The organism is Vibrio gazogenes (assembly GCF_002196515.1).
Taxonomy (GTDB): domain Bacteria; phylum Pseudomonadota; class Gammaproteobacteria; order Enterobacterales; family Vibrionaceae; genus Vibrio; species Vibrio gazogenes_A.
Genome location: NZ_CP018835.1, coordinates 2,282,709 through 2,297,417, shown reverse-complemented (window position 1 = coordinate 2,297,417; position 14,709 = coordinate 2,282,709). Strand labels below are relative to the sequence as shown.

General features: G+C 45.9%; 11 protein-coding genes and 1 pseudogene. 2 read left to right on the top strand and 10 right to left on the bottom strand.

Going from position 1 to position 14,709, the window contains the following annotated elements:
* Positions 1-54: 54 nt before the first annotated feature.
* A complete protein-coding gene (locus BSQ33_RS10355; RefSeq protein ID WP_051116179.1) occupies positions 55-2,019 on the bottom strand; it encodes a glycoside hydrolase family 44 protein in 1,965 nt (654 codons plus the stop codon).
* A gap of 569 nt (positions 2,020-2,588) precedes the next feature.
* Positions 2,589-3,572 (bottom strand): glycoside hydrolase family 5 protein, encoded by a 984-nt coding sequence (locus BSQ33_RS10350; RefSeq protein WP_198298095.1) that lies wholly within the window; start codon positions 3,570-3,572, stop codon positions 2,589-2,591.
* Between the two features lie 328 nt (positions 3,573-3,900).
* Between BSQ33_RS10350 and BSQ33_RS10345 the strand changes: the two genes are divergently transcribed.
* Positions 3,901-4,944, top strand: coding sequence for a CARDB domain-containing protein (locus BSQ33_RS10345; protein WP_088134076.1), 1,044 nt, complete (start codon positions 3,901-3,903; stop codon positions 4,942-4,944).
* A gap of 237 nt (positions 4,945-5,181) precedes the next feature.
* Complete coding sequence (locus tag BSQ33_RS10340; RefSeq protein WP_088134075.1) at positions 5,182-6,453, top strand: NAD(P)/FAD-dependent oxidoreductase; 1,272 nt, start codon at positions 5,182-5,184, stop codon at positions 6,451-6,453.
* Between the two features lie 63 nt (positions 6,454-6,516).
* Here BSQ33_RS10340 and trpS read toward each other — a convergent pair whose 3' ends face one another.
* The 8 genes and pseudogenes from trpS to BSQ33_RS10300 form a co-directional block, all read right to left on the bottom strand.
* Positions 6,517-7,551 (bottom strand): tryptophan--tRNA ligase, encoded by a 1,035-nt coding sequence (gene trpS / locus BSQ33_RS10335; protein ID WP_021019603.1) that lies wholly within the window; start codon positions 7,549-7,551, stop codon positions 6,517-6,519.
* Positions 7,552-7,668: 117 nt separating this feature from the next.
* Entirely contained in the window at positions 7,669-8,349 is a 681-nt protein-coding gene (locus BSQ33_RS10330; RefSeq protein ID WP_198298186.1) for a phosphoglycolate phosphatase, read from the bottom strand.
* A 90-nt stretch (positions 8,350-8,439) separates the two neighbouring features.
* Positions 8,440-9,114 (bottom strand): ribulose-phosphate 3-epimerase, encoded by a 675-nt coding sequence (gene rpe / locus BSQ33_RS10325; RefSeq protein ID WP_088134073.1) that lies wholly within the window; start codon positions 9,112-9,114, stop codon positions 8,440-8,442.
* A 158-nt stretch (positions 9,115-9,272) separates the two neighbouring features.
* Positions 9,273-10,109, bottom strand: a complete 837-nt coding sequence (locus BSQ33_RS10320; RefSeq protein ID WP_021019600.1) for a Dam family site-specific DNA-(adenine-N6)-methyltransferase — start codon at positions 10,107-10,109, stop codon at positions 9,273-9,275.
* A gap of 80 nt (positions 10,110-10,189) precedes the next feature.
* Positions 10,190-11,743 (bottom strand): SPOR domain-containing protein, encoded by a 1,554-nt coding sequence (locus BSQ33_RS10315; RefSeq protein WP_088134072.1) that lies wholly within the window; start codon positions 11,741-11,743, stop codon positions 10,190-10,192.
* Positions 11,744-11,780: 37 nt separating this feature from the next.
* A complete protein-coding gene (aroB, locus tag BSQ33_RS10310) occupies positions 11,781-12,869 on the bottom strand; it encodes a 3-dehydroquinate synthase (RefSeq protein ID WP_088134071.1) in 1,089 nt (362 codons plus the stop codon).
* A gap of 28 nt (positions 12,870-12,897) precedes the next feature.
* The gene (gene aroK, locus BSQ33_RS10305) at positions 12,898-13,416 is read right to left on the bottom strand and encodes a shikimate kinase AroK (protein ID WP_021019597.1); all 519 of its coding nucleotides are present in this window, start codon (positions 13,414-13,416) and stop codon (positions 12,898-12,900) included.
* Between the two features lie 187 nt (positions 13,417-13,603).
* A pseudogene (locus tag BSQ33_RS10300) lies at positions 13,604-14,563 on the bottom strand (type IV pilus secretin PilQ); the annotation flags it as partial.
* Positions 14,564-14,709 lie beyond the last annotated feature (146 nt).

Sequence of the window (14,709 nt, the reverse complement as noted above, 5' to 3'; positions counted from 1 at the left end):
ATTTCACAGGGGATTTGCGTTTCCGTTCTCATGTAATTGTTTAAAAGGTATCAATTAACGATTCGCACAGAACCCAATAGAACTGGTACTGGCACCCGGTTGCAGCACTTTGTTCCATTCAACACCGCTAATGGTTACTGTCGTACCTGATTGTTCCCAATTTGCATTCCATAACGCATAAACACTACCTTCGACGTCAAAATTAGTCTGCCATTCAACGGCTTCTGAACCATTATTGGTAACAACGATATCAGAACAGTATGATGCGCTACCATCTTGTGGAATGTTCACAGACACAGTGACACCATCAGTGCCGGGATCCGTTGGGTCGGTTGGATCCGTTGGGTCTGTCGGATCCGTCGGGTCTGTTGGATCTGTTGGATCTGTTGGATCTGTCGGGTCAGTGGCGTCTGCTGTACTAAAGACAATATGATAAGCAGACAAGGCTGGAATATCATAATTGAGCTGATTATTCGTCACCTCAACCTCACCTTTATCCTGGATCTCAACTGAATCGGAATTCAAGACATAAGTCTTTCCTGACTTATAGATGGTTGTTGAATCGATATTGAACACACCATTGATTGACTCGTTCATATTCTTATTCAACACAATGACATGAAGTAATCCAGTTTCTGAATCAACCGACGCATAAATAGAGCTGTTTTCTTTATCGCTCATTGTTGCGGTGACACTGGTATCACCAAATGTCCCATTCTCACCATCATAGTTACGATAGAGACGATAGGCACTGGCTAAATATTTCTCTTCATCATTTAAAATCCAACTGTTTGCAGCATAGACGTCATATTTACCGAAAATACCCAATACATCCGCTTCAGCAATCGCACCGGTAATATCATCACCACCGCCAAAGCCGTACTCAGTGAAGGCCATCTTGGTTCCCGGATAATGCATATCGATTGAGTCTTGAATATGCGGTATCAATGGTAGCTCAGCCATATTCCATTGGGCTATCCAGCTATCTTCCTGATATTCAGGATCCCAAAATGTCCGAGGAGCCTGCATCCGCGCATTTTTATCTTTCACGGAGTCAGCATTGCCATCGGTGACACGTTGATCTCCTCTCGCTTCGGAATACCAGTGCAGGTCGAGAACATCCAATAAGCGCATACCGGATGATTCACCAGCCGCTTTCATCTGTGCCAGATAGTAGTCGATAAACCAGTGATACTGATCTGAATAGTTCGTCCAATCCGGTGCATCAGTCAACGATACAAATGCGGTAAAACCATACAAAGCAGGGCCAAAGATAGTCGCTGTCGGGTCTACGCCTTTGACGGCCTGAGCCGCTTCAATAGAGCGGTCCACCAGCTCTTTGGCGCCCGGTTTGTCCGGATGGATTCGTGAATGGGTGTGGTACCACAGGCTGGGCTCATTATCCAGTGAGTAAGCAAATACGCCACCATCGGCTGCTCGTCCGTATCGCTCAACTAAAAAGTTGACCATTTCATCGGTATACACCGCATTATCGGTGAGATCTGGCGTTAATGAGAACGGGGCATTTTTTTTCGCTATGGCCGGAATCCAGCGAGATGACGGGGCAACTTCCCCTTCCTGTACCGTACCATTCTTATCCGCGGCAACGTAGCCAGCCAATGGCACGGTCAGCATCGTTTTCGCCCCGGCTGCGTCATTATCGACAAAATCGGTCAGCGTAATCCCCGGAATGGTTTCATCGGCACCATCCGGTACCATATAGGTGTCACTGGAATGCACCCAGTCAGAGCCTGCATTGGAGTAGTTATTCTCCCAGTTATAAGCGGTTGTCCGGTTGCCGCCGAGGCGATAGAAACCAAAGTTTTCATGGCCCGTCATATTCATTCGATGATTGGTACCATAAATTAACTCGCTGATTTTATGATTTTGTTCGTCAGGTGAAATCGAATAATCGATACTTACCTGAGCAGAGGCTGCGCTACTGGCTAACGCTGCAAAAATCAATACAGATAGAATTTTAGGTCTGGCTAGTCCGTGTCGATGACTTGATTCATTCATCACAAGATGTTCTCCTTTGCTACTGTTGCTATAAGTGATTCAACCGGAACAAAACTCGATCAGAGCAAAGCTCTACAAACGAAAAGTTCATCAAACATCAGGTATACCGACAGTGGCAAAAACGTACCAAACCAGCTCGTTATACGTCTTGGTATTCGGGCATGGTATTGATGAAGATTCAGGATTAATCACGAAAGAGTTTTATCCGTCAACATTCATTCTCTCCCTTACTGCCTCTCTTTCAGTCTGGCGATTTCTATGCGTGAAAATTCATGCAAGCTCATACGCACTATTTTCTTGTTGGTGATAAAAACAGTGCCTTGCCATATCAATCACGCCATCCAGAATCTGACGATAAAGACAAAATGGAACACTTAGCATATTAGTACAACAAATTGCTTATCATCGAGCTGAGATATATTGAATTTTGTAATTATTCCCAATCTGTATGGTTGCTCCCAATTCACCTTCATCTAACTGATAAATAACGAGGTATATTGGTAAAAGTCTGGACAGCAATGTGATCATCGCTGTCCGGTGAAAGATAGGTTAGATAAACACTCATTGCATTACTGACACGATGCGCCACAGGTAAAGATTGTGGCGAGTGTCGACGTGGACTTGATACCGTTCACACCATTGATCAGGATATTCCCCCATTCGCTATATGCATGATTATCCCAGTGATTGACGATATCCAAATCCGCAACATCTTGATTATTACCCGACCATGACCAGCCGATATAACCGATATTCAAGGTCTCAGCCCGTTCCATAATCGCGTCCTCAGCCACATCCTCACCTTGATGACTCGCGCCGAATTCGCCCACAACCAGTGCTAAACCTTGATTGAGGAATGTCGAAATGTAATGGTTCACTGTCGGGTAATCCCCGTAAACCTGATACATGTGGACACTAAATATCGTATTGTGCAGCGGATCAGCATCAAATACAGACTGGGCACGACTCAACATGATCTGTTGCCAGTCCTGCCCCCAGTTTGGCGCATCAACCATTAGTGTATGCGTTAGCCCGGCTTTTCTTAAGCGCTGAATCGCATTGATATGATCATTGACCCACACACTGGCACTCACCCCATTCCCCATCGGTTCATTGCCCAGATTGATGATGACATAATCTTCCTGACCGACGAGTTGATCTTTTAGTTCGATCCAATAATCGGCTGCTGAATCTAAACTTGCCGCTTGCGACTCTTCACCAAAGCCTGTTGTATCATGGACTTCAAGCACCGTGATCAAATGTCTTGCTTTGGCTTGCCGAATCACATTCGCCACATCGGCAGGACCATTTTTATTCCAACGCTGACCATTACTCAGAACTATCCGCACCGTATTGGCCCCCGTTGCAGCAATTCCGTCTAACGCATGATCTAATCGATTGAGATACCAAGTGTGGGCATGGTTGATCCCACGGATTTTAAAAGGATGCCCATTGCCTTCATATAACACACCATTGGCAATGTAGAACCCAGCCTGAGCAGACAAAGCGTAAATACAACCGAATGTTGCCAGCAATATTTTGATTAATTTCATTTCCATATCCTTATCGTTGATGGCGGCACCGCAATAGATCATTCAGTACCATTCAAACCGTAAAATATGGTTATGATTTCATATTAATTCAAGCAATGTTGAGGCTGATATTGAGCAGAGAGGCTGTTGCTCAGCGGTTACACCTAAAACAGCACACTATAATTTCTCATTGATCACAGTATTGATAAAAAAGAAAAACCCTCATTGACGGATAATAAATTGGTTTCATAATAGCGAAAGCTGATATAAATCTTGTTTCATTTGTACAAGGGTCGCGTCACACCTCACTGACGGAATCATAATAAACATATAGGAATAGGAACTAAGTATGAAACTAGACAAAATAGTCGTTGGTTTTCTCACAACAACAGCACTTTGTAGTCAAGCAGCCCTCGCCTCAATTTATCCGGGCAACGTCGATATCGTTAACACGGAACTCCCATACCCGAATCAAAAAACACTTGAAGTGGAATACCACATGTTCGGCTCTGAGATCTTTAATAACGGCAACACCGTTAATTTTGCACTGACACAGGATGGTGGAAAAACTGGTATTAATATCGGCCGTGATTTTGCTGATATCTCATGTGGAAGCAGCGGTTTAGGCGGTACAATGCGATGCGTCCCAAGTCGCTCGACACAAACATACCGAGTCAATTTGGATTCTGTGTTAAGTACACAAAACAAAAACGCATTGGCCAATTCATGTACCCCCTATGAATTTCAGGTGAAGGCGAGTTACAGTATTTCGAGCGCATTGAGTTTCAATACCGTCAAGATCGGGGGTTTAGGCGCACCGGACTGGCTGGTCTCTTCCGGAAAATTTTCTCCTAACCAAGTCACCGCGGGTGGTCAGGTTGTGATTGATGCAGAGGTTTCATCAGCCAATTGCGCACAAAAAAGCGGTACAGCACCAACGCTGGCAGTATATTTGGCCAATGCAAATAAGCAACTTATGTACTTCTACGGAGAAACATCGGTTCTCTTGCCATACGGTTCAAGACACACCATCACCGTCCCGATTCCTTCAGGCTTAACGGCAGGCACTTATTACTTAGTGTTAGTGGTTGACAGAAATGATGTGGTTGCTGAAACCAATGAAAACAATAACGTCGCGACGGGCAAAATTACTGTGCTTAACAGCGTTGCCAGCGGACAAAGTGTTGCGCCAGACGCACATCAACAATCAGCCAACACCAGTGGTTCAATGACCTATTTGAGCAGAACCGACGAAGATAACCAAAACTTCGTTGACCCACAATTACCGGTCACTCCCGGCATGAAAGTGCTCAACTCAAAAGAAACAGATCAAGATGAACTGTTCAACTTCAACAAACTTGATGCCATCGCATTACCGGAACACCAAGAATAACCGACTGATTTCGCCGTCGTCTAAAACCCACGCCAGTCTCAGACTGGCGTGGGTTCTTTAATCATTTGTACCATCCGATCTCAGACTCACAAATACAACGCTCAGTAGCAACGATACAAAGTGACTCTGTTCCTCAATCATCTGATCTTCTTTCTGTGACGCAGATCTGTCGCACAATTATCAATATAAGCTATTATTAATTTAGAAATTACTAATATAAAAAGAGAGTAAGTAAAGATGAAAAGGACGATCGTAATTGGTGCAGGGTTGGGGGGGATCTCCATCGCATATGAGTTAAAACAGAAACTGCCAAAAGATCATGAAATACTGCTGATCAATGAAGGCTCTGAATTTCATTTCATTCCGTCAAACCCTTGGGTCGCTCTCGGCGAACGAACCAAAGATCAGGTGGTACTGGATCTGACCCCCTACACAAAAAAATTCCAAATTCCGTTCAATACTTCCGGCGTTGCTCAAATCCATGCTCAGGATAAATGCCTGCAAACAGAAGACGGAACCGAATATCAGTATGACTATCTGGCCATCTGTACTGGTCCGAAACTGGCATTTGAAGCCGTCCCCGGCGCCGGACCGGAGAATGGTTATACTCAGTCAGTCTGTACGGTTGACCACGCAGTGCGTTCTCACGAAGCGTATCAACAGCTCATCAAAAACCCGGGACCGGTCATTGTCGGAGCACTTCCGGGAGCCAGTTGTTTTGGTCCGGCTTATGAATATATCCTTTCGCTTGAAAGTCAGTTGCGTAAACTGAAGATCCGCGCTCAGGTGCCGATGACTTTTGTCACCAGCGAACCTTACATCGGCCACATGGGACTCGGTGGTGTCGGGGACTCAAAAGCATTAATGGAGCACGAATTCCGGGAGCGAGGCATCCAGTGGATTTGTAATGCGCGCACCACACATTTTGAACCCAATATCGCGCATATTGAAGAGCTCAACCGCAAAGGCGAAGTCGATTTCGAACATCACTTACCTTTCAGTATGGCGATGTTTTTACCGCCATTTAAAGGCTCTCCTGCGATTGCCAATGTCCCTGATTTATGCAACCCCAAAGGCTTTGTTTTGACTGATGAATATCAACGTAGTCCGACTTACCCGGAAATCTTTGCTGCCGGTGTTTGCGTTGCGATTCCGCCACTTGAAGAAACTCCCGTGCCTGTCGGCGCCCCGAAAACCGGTTTTATGATTGAATCGATGACCAGTGCGATTGTGAAAAATATCCTCAGTATTGAGCGTGGCGAAGCCGTGACAACCAAGCCTTCGATGAATGCTGTCTGTCTGGCCGACATGGGAGATAAAGGGGCTGCGTTTATTGCTCTGCCACAAAACCCGCCACGGAATACCAACTGGACGTCGATGGGGCAATGGGTTCACATCGCTAAAATCGCTTTCGAGAAATATTTTCTCTATAAAGTGAAAAAAGGCACCAGTGAGCCGATTTATGAAAAATATATTATGAAAGCGGCAGGGATCAAACGGACGCAATAAAGTAAAAAAGGCTGCCGATACTGGCAGCCTCTACATCAACGTCATGGCGATATAGCGTGATCGCTAAAATGGGGTCACAAAACCAACCGCTTCATAGGCTTTTTTCAGGGTTGGCGCTGCTTTTGCCGATGCGGCTTCTGCGCCAGATTTCATCACTTCATTGAGATATCCCAAATCCGCACGGACCCGATGATATTCACTCTGAACAGGTTCCAGCATTGCCACGATCGCTTCACCGACATCTTTCTTGAACGGGCCATACATTTCTACCCCTGCATATTTTGCTTCAATTTCAGCAAAACTCATCCCGGTCGCAGCCGAGTACAACCCCATCAAGTTGGAGATTCCGGCTTTGTTTTCAACATCGTGACGAATCCGTGGTGGTGTTTCGGTATCCGTTTGTGCTTTGTTGATCTTTTTGAGAATCGATTTCGGGTCTTCAAGCAGCGTGATGACATTCTTGCGGTTATCATCCGATTTCGACATTTTCTTCGTTGCATCCTGAAGACTCATCACCCGGGCATTTACTGTCGGAATGTAAGGTTCAGGCACCGTGAAAATCGGTTGTTCAGGGCTGTAAATGTTATTAAAGCGAATCGCAATGTCACGCGCCAGCTCAAGATGCTGTTTCTGGTCATTTCCGACAGGTACCTGATGAGTGCCATATAAAAGAATATCAGCGGCCATCAAGACAGGATAATCAAACAGTCCGACATTAACATCATTTGCATAACGTGCGGATTTATCCTTGAACTGAGTCATTCGGCTCAATTCCCCCATCTGGGTATAACAATTGAGGAGCCAACTGAGTTGTGCATGAGCAGGGACATGAGACTGAACGAATAATGTGCTCTTCCGTGGGTCAATGCCAACTGCAAGACAGATCGACAGTGCATCGAGTGTTGCTTCATGCAACGCTTTAGGATCCTGACGCACGGTGATCGCATGTAGATCAACAACACAATACTGACAGTTGTATTCATCTTGCATTTGATGCCATTGACGAAGCGCACCCAAGTAGTTACCAATACTGAGTTCACCGGAAGGTTGAACACCACTAAAGACGATCGGCTTGTCCGAGACGAGGGAGTTGCTCATGAAAAATTCCTTTGACTTCATCAAAATTAGAGAGAAACCGTGTGATTGTTCTGCAAACCGTCACACGGTTTACTCAGTGTACTCATCAGGAAGTATTTTTCTAGATATTTATCGCATTCATGCCGAAACAAGAACAATATCGAGTAATTGCCTAATCTGATCCGCAACATAATCCGGATTTGAATCCGCAATTGGCTCCCCATGATTGTAGCCGTATGTCAGACCAAATGAACGGCATCCGGCACGCTGTGCTGCCAGAATATCATTCTTTGAGTCACCGACCATCAGCATCTGTTGGGGCTGGCAGTCATAAGTTGCGAGCAGCCATTCAAGCGCCATTGGATCGGGTTTCTTTTTCTCAAAGCGGTCACCACCAATCACTGCCTTAAAATAGTGAGCGATCTGATGCTGTTGCAGAATATCCGGCACAAACTTCGATGGCTTATTGGTTGCAATCGCCATTGTAAATCCTGCCTGATGTAGTTGTTCAAGTGTTTCTTTGACGCCCGGGTACAAATGACTGAGGCGATGACCCGTCGCCGCATAATATGCATCAAACCGTTTTCTGGCATCCTGCATCAGTTCCGGGCTCAACGATGGATCCACGGTTAAACTCTGGCTTAAAGCACGACCAATCAGCACATCAGCCCCATTGCCAACATAATCACGAACCTGTGCTTCAGACACCCCGGGATAACCCAACGCACGAACCGTTTGATCTGCTGCAACAGCAAGGTCAGGTACACTGTCTAACAATGTGCCATCCAGATCAAAGGCAATCAATTGAATCTGCTCAATAGACATCACATATACTCTCTATTTGATTTTCATATGGGTGATTCAGCATGATCACTCCAGAATGAATCCACCGGATTCAATAACAACAAATCACCGTTTGACCTGTGCCAGCTCTGCACGCATTGCATCAATCACTTGCTGATAGTCAGACTGACCAAAAATCGCGGAACCGGCTACAAACATATCAGCCCCGGCTTCAGCAATTTCACGGATGTTATCCACCTTGACACCTCCGTCAATTTCCAGACGAATCTGACGTCCGGAAGCATTGATCCGTTCACGGACGGTATTGAGTTTATCCAATGTATGTGGAATGAAAGACTGACCGCCAAATCCAGGGTTCACAGACATCAGCAGGATCAGATCAACTTTATCCATCAAATAATCCAGATGAGTCAGCGGCGTCGCAGGATTCAGCACAACACCGGCCTGACAACCATGCGATTTGATCAGTTGCAACGTTCGATCAACATGCTCAGAGGCTTCGACATGAAAAGTAATCATCGATGCACCGGCTTCAGCAAAATCCGGAATGAGACGGTCGACCGGTTTGACCATCAAGTGGACATCAATCGGTGCCGTGACACCATAGTCACGCAATGCTTTGCAAACCGGCGCACCAAACGTCAAATTCGGCACATAATGGTTGTCCATGACATCAAAATGAATCACATCCGCGCCAGCGTTGAGGACATCAACAACATCCTCCCCTAAACGGGCTAAATCAGCAGAAAGGATGGAAGGGGCAATCAAAAAGTCTTTCATAAAGCAGGCCTCTGTGAGCATGAAGATTAGGAATAGTTGCCAAGATAAATCATTCTACAGAAGCCATTGCTCGGATCCTAGCGTGTGTTGCGCTTTGATACTATTTTTGCGGCCTATCGAGGGAATCGTAAGTTTAATCGGTCTGCCTCAAAGGCTAACTACTTGGCGCGCGGAGTTAAACGCCCATCAAATAACGCGAGCAGTTCATCGACTTTATTCCGGCCTGCCCCGTTCCGGCTGATGGTTCGTTTCACCTTCACAACATTGAGTTTTGCACCGTGGTACAGCCGTCGGGTCAGAATCGTATCATGATTAGAAATGAGTACCGATATCCCCCGCTCATTCGCAGTTTTCTCGGCAATATCAGCCAGTGCAGCCTGATCATCAAGTGAAAAACCACCACCGGTATAAGAGGTAAAATTCGCAGTATGAGACAACGGTGCATACGGTGGATCGCAATAAATCACACTGACATGATCCGCCTGTTCAAAGCTATCTCGATAATTGGTACAGACAAATGTGGCTTTCTGAGCTTTCTCAGCAAAGAACTCCAGTTCTGCTTCAGGGAAATAAGGTTTTTTGTAGGAACCAAAAGGGACATTGAAACCGCCTTTTTTGTTATAACGACACAAGCCGTTAAAACCAAAACGATTCATATACAAGAATGCTAACGAGCGATACATCACTTCATCGGTCTGATTAAACTGCTGCCGAACCGAAAGATAGACTTCCTTGCGGTTATTTTCAGCAATAAACCACCGTTTAGCCTCTGTAATATAGTGCTCGGGCCGCTCTTTCAGCAGATTATATAAATTGATCAGATCCGGATTGATATCAGCCAGAACATAATGCTCGTAATCGGTATTGAGAAAAATAGAACCAGCACCGACAAAGGGCTCTACCAAAGTTTGAGCGGCCGGTAAATGGCGTCGGATATCATCAACCAATCCATACTTTCCGCCAGCCCACTTCAGAAAGGCGCGATTCTTCTTCATCTACTGCTCTATCTATCCACCACAATCAACAAGGCTGCGAAATCTAACATATTTTCACTTTATCCCCAAGAGAACCCGTATTATTTCACTCGTTCAATCTCTCGATGTACCTGTCTGAGAGATTTTGCCCAGGGTCCGAGTGACTGAATCGGGCGAGGGAGCGTCGAGACAGCATCACGAGCCATCTGAATCGTTGGATAATTTTGGTATGTCACAATATACCAGTTCACCTGATCCCGGACGGTCGGATAGACATAAACCTGATTCTGTAAACGATGGCGTTGAATAAAGTCTTCAACTTCCTGAAGCGAATTAAATGCGGCAAGCTGCAAAGTATAACTACGGTCAGACATCGCATTTAATGCCGCTGTAGTATAGGAAAACGAGTAACCGGGTAAAGATTGCGAGCGGGTTGATGGGGATTGTTCTGTGGCTGAAGGCGCTTTGCTCTGCTCCGCGCCAGTCGATGCAGTTTGCTGAGGTTCTCCTGTCGTAGCAGACTCATCTGATTCTGGAGCAACCTGACGGGCTACATCCTTGAGTTGCTTGGTATCAGCCGATTCAGCTTTGCCATCCATCAATGCATCAACAACTTCTGAAGAAATCACAACCCGTTGTCCCTGATCATCCTCACCAACCCGATCAGAATCAGAGGTCACTGCCGGAGGGAGTGCATTGGAATCATCATTAACCCCATTCGGTGGTGGTTCGATGGTATTCTCACCAGACGCATCGGGCGTATCAGATGCGGTGGCACTCTCTTTGGTACGACCCGTCAACGCCGGAATCACCGTCTGTTCTTTTGTCGAGGTACCATTTGCAACGATATCATCCAACACATGCTCGGGTGTTTGTTCTGCAGATAACATCCACCAATAACCGCCACCGAGAATGACAGCAATTAACAGTATCAGTGCCGCGATCTTAACCGGAGACCCGACTATTGAGCGAATCACAATCCGCTTTTCCATCTTCTTCTCTCCTAATGCGATGATATCACCCGGTGTTTTATTCACCTTACTATACGCATGGCGAACTCTTTTCTCCATTTTATCGTCGATAAAACGGATCACCAGATATTCGAATAAACGATCAGCGTCATCTTGAGACAGTCGCTCGATCTCCAGATCAACCGGTTTATGCTCCTGACCATATCCAATTCGAGTGATCAATGGATCAAGCACCCGAGGAAGCGCGAAGAAGATCACATTGATCGACCATTGCGGCTTATCCTGCGCCTCAAGCACAAGCATCCACAGTTCTGACACCAAATTTTCAGACAGACGCTGTGCATTATCGACCACAATCACGATATTACAGGGTTCATCATCAAATATATTCGTCAGATTATCGACCAGGGTGTCATCGGGGCTAAAGCGTGCGTGAGAATCGATCTGTGTCAGAATCGTCATACGATGCTGACGATCATCCTGATTTGGATAACACAGTAGAAGTGACTGATTCTTATCCTCTGCCCATGCTTCCAGGTAACGTTGTGCGAGCCACGTTTTACCGGCTCCGGGTTCACCGGAAACCGTCACCAGATTTGAACCGAAATGTGTCAGTAATCTCAGCCGTTCTAACAGATCGACCTGAGACTGTAATTCCAACACTCGCCCGTGTGCTGCACTCATGAAATCATCCTACCCAGAAACATGAAAGACTGTTGAATTATACTGTACGACAGAAATCGATCGCTTGCTCAATCGTTGACTCTGGAATGTCCTTCATCACTTCGGCCGTCCCGATTCCGGTCGGAAGAACCAGCCTCAATGTACCGGCCAGAACCTTTTTATCCCGCATCATATGGGTCATAAAATCAGAGAAAGACATACCATCCGGGGTTTGTACAGGTAGTTTTGCAGCTTTGAGGAGCGAGACAATCCGTAAGAACTGAGCGTCAGAAATTAAGCCATGTAATTGGGCTGTCTTCGCTGCCATCACCGTTCCGGATGACACTGCTTCACCGTGAAGCCATTGGCCATATCCCAGATGCGCTTCAATGGCATGACCAAACGTATGACCTAAATTGAGTAATGCCCGGATACCGGCTTCTTTTTCATCCTGTGCGACCACTTCCGCTTTAATTTCGCAACAACGCGCGATGGCATAAGTGAGCGCAGACTGATCCAGTGCGTACAGCTTCTCAAGGTTAGTATCAAGCCAGTCGAAAAACTCAGCATCATAAATAATGCCGTATTTGATAACTTCTGCCATTCCGGCAGCAAATTCCCGTTCGGGCAGTGTTGCCAGACAATCAGTGTCTATAATCACTGAACGCGGTTGATAGAATGCACCGATCATATTCTTACCCAGCGGATGATTCACCGCTGTTTTTCCGCCCACCGAGGAATCAACCTGAGACAAGAGCGTTGTCGGTATTTGAATAAAATCAACACCGCGTTGATAACATGAGGCGGCAAAACCAACCAGATCACCGATCACACCGCCACCGAGCGCAACGATCACAATATCTCGCCCAAGATTATGCTCAAGCAGAAATGTCATGACCGTATCAAAAGTATTCAGATTTTTGTATTGCTCTCCATCGGGTAGTGACAGCAGATAAGTCTGACAACCGATATCGTTCAATAACTGCGTGATTTTATCAGCATAAAGCGGGGCAACTGTCACGTTGCTAACTAAGACCACCTTTTGCTGAGGGGAAAGAAAAGAAAGAAGCGCCGGATTTTGAAATAATCCGGCTCCGATTGAAATGGGGTAACTACGCTCACCTAGACTGACCGTAATCTGCGCCATGGTTGCACTCCGCAAAAATAAAAAAAACCTATTGTTCTTCTAACATTTTTACGATCTGATTGGCTACCACTTTTGCACTTTGATCATCAGTTTTCACAGTAATATCCGCAATTTCTTCATAAAGCGGATTACGTTCCTCAGCCAAAGCTTCTAAAACTTCACGTGGCTGTTCCGTTTGCAGAAGCGGACGCTTTTTATCACGACTGGTACGAGCTAACTGTTTCTCAATTGTCGTTTCGAGATAAACGACAACGCCCCGGGCAGAAAGACGATTACGATTTTCTTTGCTTTTGACTGATCCACCGCCTGTTGCCAGAACGATGCCTTGTTGTTCAGTCAGGTCATGGATGACAGTTTCTTCACGTTTACGGAAACCGTCTTCTCCTTCAACATCAAATACCCAAGCAATATCTGCCCCCGTCCGTTCTTCAATAACGGAGTCAGAATCTACAAATTCCATATGAAGTTGCTGTGCTAGATATCTACCGATAGTACTTTTGCCGGCCCCCATAGGACCAACAAGGATAATATTACGTTTTTCAGCCATGTTTAGCAGTAATTAACAACATTAATTCAATGACATCGCCACAAGTGAATTCAAGGTATAGCAAGGGATGAATCAGCTTCGTGGCACCAATTCCTCACAGACATTTCGTGATAAGACCCGAAATTATCTAGATCTGAGTGCCCGAATGCAACCTTATTTTTAGACGATCTGAAAAAAGCGGACTAACTCATTGAATCACAACCCGAGGTGTAACAAAAATAAGCAGCTCGTTTTTATCCGTCTTTTGATAATTACGCTGAAACAGTTTGCCTAATAACGGTAATTCTCCTAACACGGGCACTTTATCAACGCGATGTATTTGGGTTTTCTGATAAATTCCCCCAAGAACAACCGTTTCTCCATCGTTGACTAACACTTGGGTACCAATTCTTTGCGTTGTAATCGCAACAGCTTCGCCAGAACCGGTTTTAACCACCTCTCCGGGACGATCTTGTGTCACACGTAAATCCAGCAACATATGATGGTCCGGTGTAATCGTCGGGGTCACTTCCAGACTTAAAACCGCTTTTTTAAACGCAATGGTGGTTTCATCATCTGAACTCGACTCCTGATATGGGATTTCAGTACCTTGTTCGATAAACGCAGATTGATGATTTGTGGTTAGCAGACTGGGGCTGGAAATAATTTCAGCACGGGACTCGCTCTGTAATGCCGATAATTCCAAATCCAGTAAGGTGCCGGATCCCAACTTAGCTAACTGAAAAGCGATTGATGAGGCATTACTGGATGTGCTTGGCAAATTAATATTCATAAAATCGGTTACGGATGGTGATTCGGTTGCCCCATCACCCGTCTCATGGTGCTGTTCGATATGACTCCCGACGGCAAAATGCCCTTGTTGCAGCCCGACGCCCCAACGCACACCAAGCTCATCGAGTGCACCTTCACTGACAATCACAATCCTTGCTTCAATTCTGACCTGTTTCACGGGAATATCGAGCGCTTGAATCATGCTGCGGATCGATGTCAGATGATCCGGTGTATCGCGAATAATCAGCGCGTTGGTTCGGGGATCAACGCGAACCAATCCATATTCGGACAGTAGTCCTGGTTTTTCGCCACCTTCAAGCAGTGGCAGTAAGTCCGCAGTTTTCGCATACTGAATCGGAATGAATGCAGTCTCCAGCTTCGGCTGCGATGTATTGGGTATTCCTCCGGACGCAATACCCGATTGCACCACCGTCGGCACATCAAACGGATCAATCGTCGGTTGTGCGGATACACATACTCCCCATAGAATGCCCCCGATCACCCGAATGGCGAATAACACAC

What these genes read in the sequence shown, in the direction of transcription:
- BSQ33_RS10355 (WP_051116179.1), bottom strand. Translation starts at nt 2,019, where the DNA reads ATGAATGAATCAAGTCATCGACACGGACTAGCCAGACCTAAAATTCTA.
- BSQ33_RS10350 (WP_198298095.1), bottom strand. Translation starts at nt 3,572, where the DNA reads ATGAAATTAATCAAAATATTGCTGGCAACATTCGGTTGTATTTACGCT.
- BSQ33_RS10345 (WP_088134076.1), top strand. Translation starts at nt 3,901, where the DNA reads ATGAAACTAGACAAAATAGTCGTTGGTTTTCTCACAACAACAGCACTT.
- BSQ33_RS10340 (WP_088134075.1), top strand. Translation starts at nt 5,182, where the DNA reads ATGAAAAGGACGATCGTAATTGGTGCAGGGTTGGGGGGGATCTCCATC.
- trpS (WP_021019603.1), bottom strand. Translation starts at nt 7,551, where the DNA reads ATGAGCAACTCCCTCGTCTCGGACAAGCCGATCGTCTTTAGTGGTGTT.
- rpe (WP_088134073.1), bottom strand. Translation starts at nt 9,114, where the DNA reads ATGAAAGACTTTTTGATTGCCCCTTCCATCCTTTCTGCTGATTTAGCC.
- BSQ33_RS10320 (WP_021019600.1), bottom strand. Translation starts at nt 10,109, where the DNA reads ATGAAGAAGAATCGCGCCTTTCTGAAGTGGGCTGGCGGAAAGTATGGA.
- BSQ33_RS10315 (WP_088134072.1), bottom strand. Translation starts at nt 11,743, where the DNA reads ATGAGTGCAGCACACGGGCGAGTGTTGGAATTACAGTCTCAGGTCGAT.
- aroB (WP_088134071.1), bottom strand. Translation starts at nt 12,869, where the DNA reads ATGGCGCAGATTACGGTCAGTCTAGGTGAGCGTAGTTACCCCATTTCA.
- aroK (WP_021019597.1), bottom strand. Translation starts at nt 13,416, where the DNA reads ATGGCTGAAAAACGTAATATTATCCTTGTTGGTCCTATGGGGGCCGGC.